The sequence below is a fragment of the Parenemella sanctibonifatiensis genome, assembly GCF_002250565.1.
In the GTDB taxonomy this organism is placed as follows: domain Bacteria; phylum Actinomycetota; class Actinomycetes; order Propionibacteriales; family Propionibacteriaceae; genus Parenemella; species Parenemella sanctibonifatiensis.
In genome coordinates, this window is record NZ_NMVJ01000008.1 from 56,536 (window position 1) to 69,695 (window position 13,160).

At 69.7% G+C, this 13,160-nt stretch carries 11 protein-coding genes; 7 read left to right on the top strand and 4 right to left on the bottom strand.

Features of this window, described 5'->3' with window-relative positions:
• Positions 1-23 precede the first annotated feature (23 nt).
• On the bottom strand, positions 24-1,448 hold the full coding sequence (lpdA, locus tag CGZ91_RS09650) for a dihydrolipoyl dehydrogenase (protein WP_094454695.1): 1,425 nt from the start codon (positions 1,446-1,448) through the stop codon (positions 24-26).
• On the opposite strand from lpdA, the gene CGZ91_RS09655 reads away from it, so the two are divergent.
• Positions 1,442-3,445, top strand: coding sequence for a glycosyltransferase family 8 protein (locus tag CGZ91_RS09655; RefSeq protein WP_144276862.1), 2,004 nt, complete (start codon positions 1,442-1,444; stop codon positions 3,443-3,445). The two genes, lpdA and CGZ91_RS09655, sit on opposite strands and share 7 nt — an antisense overlap.
• Complete coding sequence (locus CGZ91_RS09660) at positions 3,442-6,492, top strand: polysialyltransferase family glycosyltransferase (protein WP_094454699.1); 3,051 nt, start codon at positions 3,442-3,444, stop codon at positions 6,490-6,492. Before CGZ91_RS09655 ends, CGZ91_RS09660 begins: the two co-directional genes overlap by 4 nt.
• Before the next feature lie 16 nt (positions 6,493-6,508).
• On the opposite strand, the gene CGZ91_RS09665 is transcribed toward CGZ91_RS09660, so the two are convergent.
• The gene (locus tag CGZ91_RS09665) at positions 6,509-6,835 is read right to left on the bottom strand and encodes a hypothetical protein (RefSeq protein ID WP_094454701.1); all 327 of its coding nucleotides are present in this window, start codon (positions 6,833-6,835) and stop codon (positions 6,509-6,511) included.
• Between the two features lie 13 nt (positions 6,836-6,848).
• A complete protein-coding gene (locus CGZ91_RS09670) occupies positions 6,849-8,318 on the bottom strand; it encodes a leucyl aminopeptidase (RefSeq protein ID WP_094449824.1) in 1,470 nt (489 codons plus the stop codon).
• A gap of 196 nt (positions 8,319-8,514) precedes the next feature.
• On the opposite strand from CGZ91_RS09670, the gene gcvT reads away from it, so the two are divergent.
• On the top strand, positions 8,515-9,630 hold the full coding sequence (gene gcvT / locus CGZ91_RS09675) for a glycine cleavage system aminomethyltransferase GcvT (RefSeq protein WP_094454703.1): 1,116 nt from the start codon (positions 8,515-8,517) through the stop codon (positions 9,628-9,630).
• Between the two features lie 17 nt (positions 9,631-9,647).
• Entirely contained in the window at positions 9,648-10,064 is a 417-nt protein-coding gene (locus tag CGZ91_RS14315; RefSeq protein WP_094454705.1) for a hypothetical protein, read from the top strand.
• Between the two features lie 4 nt (positions 10,065-10,068).
• On the opposite strand, the gene CGZ91_RS09685 is transcribed toward CGZ91_RS14315, so the two are convergent.
• Positions 10,069-10,701 carry a DUF3043 domain-containing protein gene (locus CGZ91_RS09685; protein ID WP_179229304.1) on the bottom strand — a complete coding sequence of 211 codons (633 nt, stop codon included), beginning with the start codon at positions 10,699-10,701 and terminating at the stop codon, positions 10,069-10,071.
• Positions 10,702-10,947: 246 nt separating this feature from the next.
• Here CGZ91_RS09685 and CGZ91_RS09690 point away from each other — a divergent pair, with 246 nt between their 5' ends.
• The 3 genes from CGZ91_RS09690 to CGZ91_RS09700 are packed head-to-tail and all read left to right on the top strand — an operon-like array spanning position 10,948 to position 13,150.
• Complete coding sequence (locus CGZ91_RS09690) at positions 10,948-11,859, top strand: PspA/IM30 family protein (protein WP_094454709.1); 912 nt, start codon at positions 10,948-10,950, stop codon at positions 11,857-11,859.
• Complete coding sequence (gene pspAA, locus CGZ91_RS09695; RefSeq protein ID WP_094449829.1) at positions 11,856-12,149, top strand: PspA-associated protein PspAA; 294 nt, start codon at positions 11,856-11,858, stop codon at positions 12,147-12,149. Before CGZ91_RS09690 ends, pspAA begins: the two co-directional genes overlap by 4 nt.
• A complete protein-coding gene (locus tag CGZ91_RS09700; protein ID WP_094454711.1) occupies positions 12,146-13,150 on the top strand; it encodes a glycerate kinase in 1,005 nt (334 codons plus the stop codon). The genes pspAA and CGZ91_RS09700 overlap by 4 nt, the downstream gene beginning before the upstream one ends.
• The last annotated feature ends 10 nt before the right edge of the window (positions 13,151-13,160 follow it).

Here is a 13,160-nt window from a genome sequence, read left to right on the forward strand (position 1 = left end):
CGCCGCTGCGGGTGCCGTGAGGTTCAGCGATGGACGTGCAGCGGCTTGCCCGCCAACGCCAGATGCGCCTCGCCCAGCGCCTCGCTCAGCGTCGGGTGGGCATGGACCAGATCCGCGACATCGGTCGGCATCGCCTGCCAGCCGACGATCAGCTGGGCCTCGCTGATCAGGTCGCCGGCTTGCGGCCCGACGATGTGGATGCCGACGACTTCGCCGGGCTCCCCGTCGGTGCCCCGGTGCACGACTCGGACCTGGCCGCGTTCGCCCAGGATCTGGGCGCGACCGTTGCCGGCCAGGTCGTAGAGATAGGTCTCGGTGCCCGGCGTACCGGTGGCAGCGCCGACGCTGGCCAACTGGGGATGGCAGTAGGTGACCCGCGGCAGCCAGGCGTCGACCACCGGGCTCGGGGCATCGTCGAGCCGACCGCGCCGGTGGGCGATCTCCTCGGCGACGAAAATGCCGTGGGCGAAGCCGCGGTGCGCCAACTGCGGTCCAGCCACCAGGTCGCCGGCGGCGAAGACGCCGGGCAGATTGGTCGCCAGTCGCTCATCGGTGACCACCCATGACCCGTCCAACTCCACCCCGGCCTCGGCGAAGGGTTCCCCGTTGGGCACCCGGCCGACGGCGACCAGGGCGACGTCGGCGGTGATGCGGTCACCGCCGGCGGCGACCTCGACACCGGTGCTGCTGGCGCGGATGCCGTCAAAACGGGTGCCGACCCGGATGTCGATGCCCCGGGCCCGCAGTGCCTTGTCGACCTGCTTGGCCGAGGGGTCATCCTCGCTGGGCAACAGTCGGTCGGCGGCCTCCAGCACCGTCACCCTGGCGCCCAGTCCGGCCCAGGCGGAGGCGAACTCCACGCCGATGACGCCACCACCGATGATCACCGCGCTGCCGGGCACCTCCGGCAACGCCAGCGCCTGGGTCGAGTCGAGCACTCGGCGTCGGTCCAGCACCGCGCCGGGCAGCATGCGGCTGCGAGCGCCGGTGGCCAGCACGACGTGGGCGGCGCGCAGCGTACGGGTCTGGTCGCCTTCGGTGACCACCACCGACGGGTGGCTGCCGTCGTGTCGCAACTCGCCACGGCCTTCGACCACGGTGACCTTCCGGGCCCGGATCAGGCCGCGTACGCCGCGGTGAAGGGTGGCAATCACAGTCGCGCGCTGCTCCAGCATCGCCGCCCCGTCAATCCCGGTCAGCGTCGCCGAGACACCGAACCGCTCGGCCTGCCGGATGGATTCGGCCAGCTCGGCCGAATGCAGCAGCGCCTTGGTCGGGATGCACCCGTGGTGCAGACAGGTGCCGCCGATCTTGTCGGCCTCCACCAGCGCCACCGCCATGCCCAGCTCACTGGCCCGCAGCGCAGCGGAGTAGCCGGCCGAACCGCCACCCAGGACGATCAGGTCGAAACTGTCGGTGTTCGTGGTCTCAGCAGCCGTCAATGACATGGCGCCATCTTGGCACCCCGCCGGCCGGGGCCAAGGCTCGTCCCGCCCGGGTCGGTGCCGAGCCTGACCACCTGGCCCGCGATTCTCCCGGCAGCAACGGGTCCAGCCGCTACCCTGAAGCCGTGTCGTCCCCGAACGAGATGTCCCGAGAGGCACCCGCCGCGCCCAGCAGCTCGCTGGCGAGCCAGCGGCTGCAGCCGCTGACCGAGGGTGCGCTGCCCGGCGAAGTGGCGGTGGTGGTGGCGCCCGGCGTCCACCAGCTCGACATCGACCACAGCCGCATCCCGGCGGATGCCGCGATCTTCCGCGCCGGCGCGTTCAGCGCCGAGGACTCCTACTGGTTCGGCCGCGAGGTGACCGCCTGGTTCACCGACGACCTGCCCGACAGCTTCGTCGACGGGGAACTGACCCGCGGCGACTACCGGATCGGGGCCGTGGTCCTGGATGGTCGTCGCCGACGCACCGGCCCCACCCCGCTCACGCCGCACGGTCCGGTCCGCTGGCTGGACTGGACCCCGCTGCTGGCTCGCGACAGCGACTTGGCCCGGGTGCTGATGGCCGAGGTGCGCCCCTCGATCACCTGGATCATGGCGGCTGTCGCGCTGGCGGCCGGCTACCAGCAGGTGCTGGTCATCGACTCCCAGCTGGATTCGATCAGCCGCGGGCGTACCTTCCTGGTCGGCGCGCCGCGCACCGACCAGCCGCCGGCAGCGCTCGACGAGGCCCCGGCCAGCCGGATCGGCCACGGCGGCCTCGATCGCCGGAACCTCGACCTGGGCCTGCTGGCCCGGTTCAAGGCCCGCGGCGACGCGATTCTGGACGCCAGCACGACTGGCACCCTGGGCGTACTGGTGGAGCGGGCGCCGGTCCTCGACGTCGCCGACTCGCTCGCGCCGCTGCCGAAGGCGCCGCTGCTCAGCCCCGGCAGCAGCGCCCAGGCGTACGTGGAACGCACCGTCGACGGCATCAGCCAACGCTGTGCCTTCGTGACGGTCTGTGACTCACCGGACTATCTGTGGGGGGTACGCGCGCTGGCGAACAGCCTGGCCGAGTACTCCGACGTGCCGCTGATCCTGCTGGCATCTCCCAAGCTGGACACCCGGGGCCTGCGGTTTGCCCACGACAACGTACGCATCCTGCGCACCACTGCGCTGGCCAGCCCGAAGCTGTCGCGACAGCACCAGGCTCGGTTCCTCACGACGTACACCAAGCTGGCGGTCTTCGGGCTCAGCTTCTTGGACCGGATGGTCTATCTGGATGCCGACACCATCGTGCTGGGGGAGGTCGACCACCTCTTTGATCACGAACGGATGGCAGCAGCCCCCGACATCGGCATCCACATCGAGCACCAGAGCTTCAACTCGGGTGTCTTCGCCTGCCGACCGAGTTCGCGGCTGTTTGCCGACATGGTCGACAAGGTGCCGCAGCTGGAGTCCTACGACGGCGGCGACCAAGGCTTCCTCAACGCCTACTTCGGCGACGAGATCGAGTGGCTGCCGCTGGGCATCAACACGTTGCGGCGCGCTGCCTCCCGCTATCCCGACGTGGCAGAGCTGGAGCAGACCTCGGTGCTGCACTACGTCGGTGACAAGCCCTGGCAGGTGCAGCCCGATTCCAGCTGGACCGCGCTGGACCGGCTCTGGTTCGGGCATCTCAGTGAGCAGGAGAAGATCGACTTCCTGCTGTGGCAGCGACGCCAGTTCTCCGCCCAGCAGGACAACGGCAAGCTGTCCCGAGCCCAGCGGCTGATGCGGCTGCCCAACGAGGGCCTCAGCCACATGGCCGAGCGGGCCCTCAACGGTCAGGACCCCAAGGCCGCGATCGCCATCGCGCAGCAGTCGATCCGGCAGCGTCCCGACTCGCCCGGCACCCGGCGTACCCTCTCGAAGGCGTTGCTCGCCGACGGACAGTACATCAAGGCCGCCGGCAACGAGGCGTACAACTTTTCGCTGCGCGTGAAACGTACCCTGCGTCGTCAGCTGAGGAGGCTGCGTTGAGCACCGACAAGACCGGTGGCCGAGCCCACATCGCCGCCGACCGGCAGGTCACGGCCCGCAAGCGGCTCTTTGTGGTCACCGGAGCCTTTTCCTTCATCAACGCCCTGATCTCGGGGCGGGTGAATGCCGAGGACCACATCACGGTGCTGGTGCTCTTCTGTGGCCGTGACCAGGTGCGCGACCTGACTCGCCAGATCCGGATGATCCGCAAGGTCGACCAGATCCGCTTCCTGCACGACCCGGAGCAGTACCGCAGCGTCCTCAACAATCGCGACTGGGCGAAGAAGCTGTGCTCCGTACCCGATGAGGTGCGGATGTTCCTGACCCACCAGACCTGGCTGCACAACCGCCTCTTCAAGCACTATCCGAACGCCCGCATCACCCTGTACGAGGAAGGTCTGGCCTCGTACTATCCGGGCCTGGTCGACCGGATCCACGCCTGGGACCGGGTCGACGCGGTCCGCACCCACAACTATCTGGGCCGGTATGTCCCGGTCGACACCAACCTGCACCCGGACCGCTTCGGTGGCATCGACAAGGCCGCCTTCCTGCGCAGCCTGGCGGCCAGCACCCTGGAGCCGGCCGAGCCCGACACCCGCGACCTGGATGCAGTGGTCGTGCTGGAGCAGTACCTCTTCAAGAAGGGCGAGTCGGTCAGCATCGACGAGCTCGCCGCCGAGTACGCCGCCGCGATCGCCCAGATCATCCAGCGCGGCTACCGGGTGCTCTACAAACCGCATCCGCGCGAATCAACGCCGCTGCTGGACCACATCCTGGGCCAGCTGCCGCAGGGACATCGCAGCCGGGTGGAGGCGCTGCCCGGCGGCGGGATGGTCGAGCAGCGGCTGCTGGCCCGGCCGGCCGCCGCAGTGGTCGCGATCAACTCCACGAGTCTGCTGACGGTGCCGCACTTCCTCGACATCCCCGCATACCGGATTGCCTCCGATGCGCCGTTACGGGTGGCCAGTGGGCTGCCCGTGGAGACCCGCGGGATGGTCTGGAACCACGTGGCGATGACAGCCCGGCTGCCGGACGTGTCCGCGCTGCCCGACCTGGGGGAGCCCACTGCGGCGCCGATGTGGGAGCGGATCCACGCACTGCCGCCCACCGATCGTGATCGCGGCCTGCAGGCGTTGGCCAGCAGCGACTTCGGCGCCGACTACGCCGGACGGGTGCGCCAGGTGATGAGCGAGGACACCGAGGAGGTCTCCTTCGACCTCTTCGACACGCTGGTCACCCGGCCCGCCCACGAGGGCGCGGACCTGTGGTGGCTGCTGGACAAGCCGCTGCGGGACACGGTGCCGGCCTTCCAGCGGTTCTCCGATGCCCGCCGGACCGTGTTCTCCCGGATGGCCGCCGATGCGGCACTGGCGCAGGAGGAGACTCCCGCCGAGACCAGCCTGACCGAGCTGTACGCCTTCCTCGCCCGCAGGCTCGGGTGGGACGAGTCCCAGCGCGACCAAGCGATGGCCGCCGAACTCGACCTTGAGACCCGCGCCGTCGTGCTGCGCGAGGCCGGCTGGGGGTTGGTGGCGGCCGCGCAGGCTGCGCAGAAACCCTGGTTCATCACCACCGACACCTACCTGGACGGTGAGCAGCTGGACCGGATCGCGTTGAGCAAGCTGCCCGACCTGCCGCTCGACGCTGACGGCCAGCCCGCGGTGTACGCCTCCGCGGCGTTTCAGACGACCAAGGCCTCGGGCGCGCTGTTCGGTGAGGTGGCGGCCCGACGCGGCGTACCGGCGCAGCAGCTGCTGCACGTCGGCGACAAGGCCGACCATGATGTCGCCAACGCGATCGCTGCCGGCTGGCAGGGGGCGCAGTTGCCAGCCCCGGCCGCCGCAGCTGAGGCGGCCCTGCCGCAACTGTGGCAGGACGTACGCCATGAGCGCGGCACCGGCCTGGTCCGCGGCCTGGTGGAGAGCCACGTCTTCGACAACCCGGACCGGCTCGACCTCGACGAGGCGATGGTTGGCGCCGACCCGGAGACGATCGGTTATGCCGCGGTCGGTCCGGCGTTGCTGGGCTGGACCCGCTGGCTGCTGACCGAGGCCACCGGACGCGGCATCGACCGGCTGCTGTTCTGCTCCCGGGACGGCTATCGGCCGCTGCAGTGGGCCCAGCAGCTGGCGGCGCTCGACGGCGCACCGGCCGGACTGCCGCAGATGCACTACCTGTTCAGCTCCCGCACCGCGATCATGCCGATGTTCAGCGCCGATCCGGCGCGGGCGGCGTACACGGAGTTCGTGCACGGCCTGAATCCGAACAACACCCCTCGCACCGTGCTGGAGACCCGGCTCGGCACCGAGGCGGCCGCCCGGCTCCTGCCGTCAGTCACGGCGGCCGGGTTTGCACCCGAGCGTCCCATCGGCGGCCCGCGCCGGCAGGAGTTCCTGGCGGTGCTGGGTCGGCTCGCCGACCAGATCGCCGAGCAGTGTGCGCCGGCCGCTGATCGGGCCGAGCGCTACTACCGCCACGCCGTTGGGGAGGCCGAACGTCCGGCGGTGGTCGACCTGGGTTATTCGGGGTCCTCACAGCGGGCCGTCAACCTCGCGGTGGGCGGACAGCCGAAGGTCGCGGGCCTGTATTTCACGACCATGGAGCACAACACCGAGTACGCTTGGATCAACGATCTCGAGGTCGCCGAGTTCAGTCAGGAACCGGCCTTCTTCACCGCCGGAGCGCTGCTGGAATGGCTCATCACGCCGGGCTTCTTGCCTGAGTGTGAAGGCTTCGTCGATGATGCCGACGCGCCCGGCGGGGTACGCCCGCAGCTCGGCGCGACACCGCAGGGGGACCCGATTCGGGACCAGGTCGGCAGGGGAGCGGAGCGGTTCTTCGCCGATGCACTGGAGCGATTCGGCGCCGATGTGTGGCAGTTGGTGATGCGGCCCCGACTGTGGACCCATCCGCTGGCGCAGCTGTTCAGCCAGCCCGGCCGTGCCGATGCGATGGCGTTGGGCGCCGGTCGCCACGACGACCGGGCTGGGGCGGCGTACGAGTCGATCCTGGACTACTGGCCGGCGGGCAAGAAGGCGCGCGGCTGAAGGCGCGCGGTCCCGGTCATGCGCCCTTGCCGTGGCGGTTGTTCCAGTCCCGCATCCGTTGCGGGTAGGGGACGACGCCGGCCTGGTGGACCGGCAGCTTCAGTTCTTTGGCGAGGGCGCGTCCCTGCTTGGTGTCGGGGATGCTGCGTCGGGTCCATTCGCCGTCGTGGGCGACCAACAGGATCGAGGCTGGTCCGATCGTCGTGGCTGGTTCCAGCCACGCCTCCACACCCTCGCGGTCAGCCGCCCAGGACCGTAGGTGGTCCAAGGAAGCGCTGCTGCGCGCCGCACCGCCGCCCCGGCGTGCACCGGAGCGGCGGCGGAAGCGGTCGAACAGTCCCATCGGCGGGGTGGTCTCAGCCGGCCAGCGACTGGGCCAGCTTCACCAGGGTGCGGACGCCCGAGCCGGTGCCGCCCTCCGGGGTGTAGTCCTTCGGGCCGCCGGTGTTGTACGCCGTCGGCGCGATGTCGAGGTGGCCCCAGGTGTGGTCGCCCACGAAGCGACGCAGGAAGGCGGCAGCCATCTGGGTGCCGGCACCGCGCGACTTGTTGTCGCCGGACTTGAGGTCGGCGACGCTGGAGGCGAGCCGCTCGTCCGCGTCCTCACCGATCCGCAGCGGCCACGCGCCCTCGCCGGCGCTCTCGGCGGCCGCGAGGATCCGGTCGACCAGCTCGTCGTCGTTGCCCAGCACGCCGAAGTCGGACTCGCCGAGACCGACGACAGCCGCACCGGTCAGCGTGGCGACGTCGATGATGACATCGGGCTTGTCCTCGGTGCCACGGGCCAGACCGTCAGCCATGACCAGCCGGCCCTCAGCGTCGGTGTTGACGTTCTCGACGGTGGTGCCGCCGTACATCGTCAGGACGTCGGAGGGGCGGTAGGCGCTGCCCGAGGGCATGTTCTCGGCCAGGCAGGCGTACGCCGTGACCTTGATCTTGAGGCCGAGTGAGGCGATCGCACCGAGCGCGGCCACGACGGCGGCGGCGCCGCCCATGTCGCACTTCATGGTGTACATGCCGGCCGGCGGCTTGATGTCCAGGCCGCCCGAGTCGAAGGTGATGCCCTTGCCGACCAGCACCAGATGGGCCTTGGCGCCACGCGGCGCGTAGCTGGCGCGGACCAGGCGGGGCTTGCGGTCCGAGCCGCCGCCGACCGCCATCAGGCCGCCGTAGCCGCCCTTGGCGAGCTGCGTGTCGTCGAGGATCTCGACATCGGCCTTGGTGCCGCGCAGGTGCTCCTTGATGGCGCTGGCGAAGGTCTCGGGATAGAGCAGATTGGCCGGAATGTTGACCCACTCGCGCGCCACGCAGACGGCTTCGGCGACCGTGGCGGCGGTGCTGGCGGTCGCGGCATCCGCCGAGGCGACCACAGTGATCGCCGTGAGGGCTGACTTTTCGGGCGAGGCAGTGATGGGGGTGTAGCTGTAGCTGGCCAGCAGCGCACCCTCGGCGATCGCTTGGACCTGCTCGGCCTCGCCGGCGGGCAGCGCGAGCGTCACCGTAGTGGTGCCCAGCTTCGCGGCGCGCCGCAGACCAGCGCCGGCGGCACGGCGCAGTTGTTCGGGGGAGAGGTCGGCGGGCGACTCGCCCAGGCCGACCAGCACGACGGCACCATCAGGCCCCGGCAGCACCGTGGTCTCGGCCAGCTTGGCGCCGGCACCGACCATCGCAGCGGCGGCGGCCAGATCGCCAGCCTTCTCCCACTTCTTGGCGGTCTTGCTCGGAAGACCCTGCAGCGAACTTCCGTCATATCCGACGACGACGGGAGCGCCATCGGGAACGGTGGAAGCGAGCGTGAGGCCGGGCAGGGTGACGGTCGAAGACATGGTTCTCCAAACAGTGCTAGCAAGACGAACAAAGAGATACGAGTAGCGAACTACTGGCTTGCCAGCCTAGTGGCCCGCCCGGACAGTTTCGGGGGCGCTCCCCACCAACCGGGCGATCGGTGCGGATCGGGTATGTTGCCGGGAAGGAACCGGACCCCGCGACCGGCGGTGGCGCCGACCCCGACGAGGAGGCACAGTGTCAGACCTGTTGACCACGCCCCTGCACGCTTGGCACGAGGAAGCAGGAGCCAAGTTTGCCGAGTTCGGCGGCTGGTCGATGCCACTGGAGTACGCCGGTGCCGGCATCCTGAGCGAGCATGCCGCGGTCCGCAGCGGCGTCGGGATCTTCGACGTCAGTCACTTGGGCACCGTCTGGCTGCGCGGCCCGGGCGCGAAGGACCACGCCAACGGCATCCTCACCAACGACCTGGGCCGGATCGCGCCGGGACAGGCCCAGTACACCTTGTTGTGCAACGAGTCCGGCGGGGTGATCGATGATCTGATCGTCTACCTCTTCAGCGACGAGGAGTTGCTGCTGGTCCCCAACACGGCCAACGCCGCTGCCGTGATCGGGGCGCTGACCGCCGAGCTGCCCGATGCCGTCGAACTCACCGACGAGCATCGCGATCGCGCGATCATCGCGGTCCAGGGCACCCAATCAGATGAGGTGCTGCGCGAGGCAGGACTGCCCGCCGGACACGATTACATGGAGTTTGCCGAGGCTGAACTGGCCACCGACGCCGGCGCAGTGCCGGTGACGGTCTGCCGCACCGGCTACACCGGTGAACGCGGCTATGAGGTGGTGGCCCCGGCCGACGGCGCGAAGGCGGTGTGGCAGCGCCTGATCGAGGCGGGCAAGCCCTATGGAATGCAGCCGGCCGGACTCGGCGCGCGGGACACGTTGCGTACGGAGCTGGGTTATCCGTTGCACGGTCAGGACCTCAGCCCCGAGATCACCGCGCTCGAGGCCAAGCTGGGCTGGGCCATCGGCTGGGACAAGCCGAGCTTTGCCGGTCACGAGGCGCTGCGCCAGCAACGAGCCGACAAGCCGACCCGGCTCCTGCGCGGGCTGGTCGCCAACGGCCGTGGCATCCCGCGGCCGGGCATGACCGTCTCCAATGAGGCCGGTGAGCCGATCGGGACCATCACTTCGGGTACGTTCTCCCCGACACTGAAGAAGGGGATCGGCCTGGCGCTGATCACTGTCGGCAACCCGGACGGCTCCCAGGTGAACGTCGAGGTACGCAACCGGCAGGAATCCTTCACCCTGACCAAGCCGCCGTTCGTGGCGGCCCGGGTGAGGGAAGGCTGAATGCGGGAGGACGCGAGGTGAATCCACAAGCGGCGAATCGACACGCGGCGAATCGACACGCGGCGAATCGACACGCGGCGAATCGACACGCGGTACGCCTGGCGGCCCACGTCGCCCTGATCGTCATCGGTCTGGGCACGGTGGTCTGGGGCCTGACCGCGGGTCAGAACCCGCAGATCTCCTGCCACGGGAACGTCATGAACCCCGGCGACCTGTGCAACAAGCTTGATTTCGACGGCACCCAGAGCGGTGCGGTGCAGACTTACGAAGAACGGCGCAGCGCCGCACTGCTGGGCGTACCGTTCATGATCGGCGCAGGCATCCTGGTGGCCGGCTTCGGCACCGCGCTCACCGTGCAGGAAGTCCGCCGCGGGCGTACGGTCCAGAGCCCGGAGGAACGCGAACCCGAGGTGGCCGAAGCCTCCTCGGAGTGAGCCCTCAGAACTTCTCGCCGCGCTTGATGGTCGGCGCGGGCTGGCGGAAGCGGCGGATCTGCATGGCGCGATTCAGGCCGTACATGAACAGGCCTCGGGTGTGCTCATTGGGGAGGCGTTCGTTGAGCAGCTTCTTGTAGCGGCGCCACATCACCCACATGTCCAGGACCACCAGCACCAGCAGCAGCCAGGTCGCCAGCGAGGCGATCACCTGCAGCACCGGGAACTGCGACCCGAGCAACAGCACCGCCAGAATCACGATCATCACCGGCAGTGCAAACTCGGCGAGGTTGCGTCGCGAGTCGATGTGGTTGCGCATCAGCTCCCGCGACGGCATCTTCTCGGTGAGTTGCAGCGCCTTGTCACGGTTCTCGAACTTGGCCTGCCGTTCCCGCTTGCGCCGCTCGGCCTTCGACAGGGTCGGGTGCAGGGCCTCGCGGCGTTCCCGCTCGGCGTCCTTGCGGCTCCGCGTGGGGTGAGGCTTCTTGGCGCCGGGCACCTGCTCGGGCTTCGGCTCCGGCGCCGGGGCCGTGACCACCTTGGCCTTCTTCGTCGACGGCTCGTCGGTGCGGACCAGACTCGTCCGACCCTCCTTGGCGTCGGCAGACTGGCGCTCGTACGGCTTGAACAAACCCACGGTGTGAACTCCTGGCATGCAGCGATGTGCGGGAGGCCCCCAACCTCCGGGATTTCCCCAAGGGCGTGCACGACGGCGTACGCCTCAGGTGGGAGAGGCCAGTCTAACTGTTGGAACCGTGGTCGTCAGTACGCCGGATCTGCCAGATCGTCTTGATCCGGACCGCCCCGGGGGGTGCATGGTTGTGACCGACCCCCTAGGCTGGGTGCCGGTACACCGGTGCCACCTCGAAAGGACATCGACCTCGTGAGCGGATTCTTCCAACGGCTGTCCACGATCTTCCGCGCCAAGGCTGATCAGGCCCTGGACAAGGCTGAGGATCCTCGGCAGACACTCGACTACTCCTACCAGCGCCAGTTGGAGCTCCTGCAGAAGGTGCGACGAGGTGTTGCGGATGTGACCACCAGCCGCAAGCGGGTGGAGTTCCAGGCCAACCAGCTCAACGCCGAGGTGGACAAGCTGACCACCGCCGCGCAGCGGGCACTCGGACAGGGGCGCGAGGACCTCGCACGGGAGGCGCTGACCCGCAAGTCCGGCCTGCAGCAGCAGCTGGCCGACCTGCAGACCCAGCACCAGACCCTGCAGGCCGAGGAGGACAAGCTGGTCCAGGCGAGCAAGCGCCTGCAGGCCAAGGTTGACGCCTTCCGGACCCGCAAGGAGACCATCAAGGCGACCTACTCGGCGGCCGAGGCCCAGACCCGCATCAACGAAGCCTTCTCCGGCATCGGCGAGGAAATGGGCGATGTCGGCATGGCCATCCAGCGCGCCGAGGACAAGACCCAGCAGATGCAGGCCCGCGCCTCCGCCATCGACGAGCTCATCGCGACCGGCGCCCTGGAGGATCCGACCGGGTCCGCCCAGGACGACATCACCCGTGAGCTCGACGCGCTCGCCTCGGGCAGCCAGGTCGAGGACGAGCTCGCCCAGATGAAGGCCGCGATCGGTCAGGGCCCCAGCGCCGCGCCGGGGCAGCTCCCCGCCGGTCAGGCCCCTGCTCAGCAACAGCAGCAGTACAACCAGTCCGCCGGTGGCCAGGCTCCCACCACGCCGCCAGTGGCCTCCCAGCCCGGTCAGCAGGCGGGCGGTCAGCCCTTCGCGCAGGGGTCGCCGCAGCAGGCGACCGATGCCGAGATCGTTGAGGACGGTGGCCAGCAGTGATCATTCGCATCATGGGTGAGGGCCAGTGGCGGATCGACGCAGCCGCTCTGGAGTCCCTGAACCAGCTCGACGAGGCCGTGGAGAACGCGGTCAACGCCGACAACCAGGACCAGCTCAGCCAGGCCCTCAATGGCCTGCACGACCGGGTCCGCGCTGTTGGCACCGAGGTTCCCGACGACGAACTCGTCGACTCCGACCTGATCCTGCCCAATACTGACGCCACCGTGGCTGAGGTACGCGCCATGCTCGCCGAGAGCAAGGCTGACGAAGGGCTCATCCCCGAAGCATGAGGATCCTGGCGATCGCCGAGGCGATCGGCCCCCTCGCAGCAGCACACGCCGCCACCGCCCTCGCCCGAGGCGCGGTGGCGGCTGGCTGTCCGGCCGGAAATCTGGCGGCGGTGCCGTTGGCCGAGGCGGGCCCCGGTTTCGGAGAGGTGTGGGCGGCGCTGGAGGGGCAGCCACTGGAACGCTCCATCACCGACGAACCGGCCGAACGGTGGTCGGTGCCCTCCCGGGACAGCCTCGCGGTCGGGGTGAGCCGGCTCGGCGTCGAAGACACCTTCCCGCCGCCGGTCAGTTCCGCGCTGCTGGGGGAGCACTTGGTCGCCGAACTGTCCGGCGGAATGCCCTCGCGGGTGGTCCTGGACCTGACCGGCACCGACAGCCATGACCTGGGGCGCGGCTTCCTGACCGCCGTCGCCGGCGCCGGCTTGGCCAGCACTGAACTGGTCGGCATCCTGCCCTCGGACCAGACCGATCTGCCGCTGCTGGGGCTGCAGGGCGCCACTGCGAAGGCCGGGTACGCCGCTGGGCTCGCCGTGGGCGAGGTACTCGCTCTGGAGCGGCAGGCGGAGGCCACTGCGGCCGAACTGACCGCGGCCCACGCCGCGCAGGACGACGCCGCGTCCCTGCCGGGCTCCGGTGCCCAGGGCGGCCTGGGGTTCGCCGCGGCCCTGCTCGGCGCCCGGTTGGTGTCGGGGCCGGCGTACCTGGCCGAAACCCTGCGGCTGGATCAGAGCCTGCGCCGCAGCGATCTGGTGCTGTTGGCGGTGCCCAGTCTGGACGTCGCATCCGAGCCGGGACCGGTGACTGACATGGTGCTCGCGATGGCAGCCGAGGCGATGGTCCCGGTCGTCGGCATCAGCCCAGTGGTCGCGATCGCAGCCCGGGAACTGCGGCTGCGCGGCTTTGAGTCAGCGGCCGCCTTCGGCCCGGCCAACGGTGACCCGGCGGCGGAGCAAGCGGTCAGCGAGACCGTCTCACGCGTCGTACGCGGCTGGTTGCGCTGAGGGCGTACGC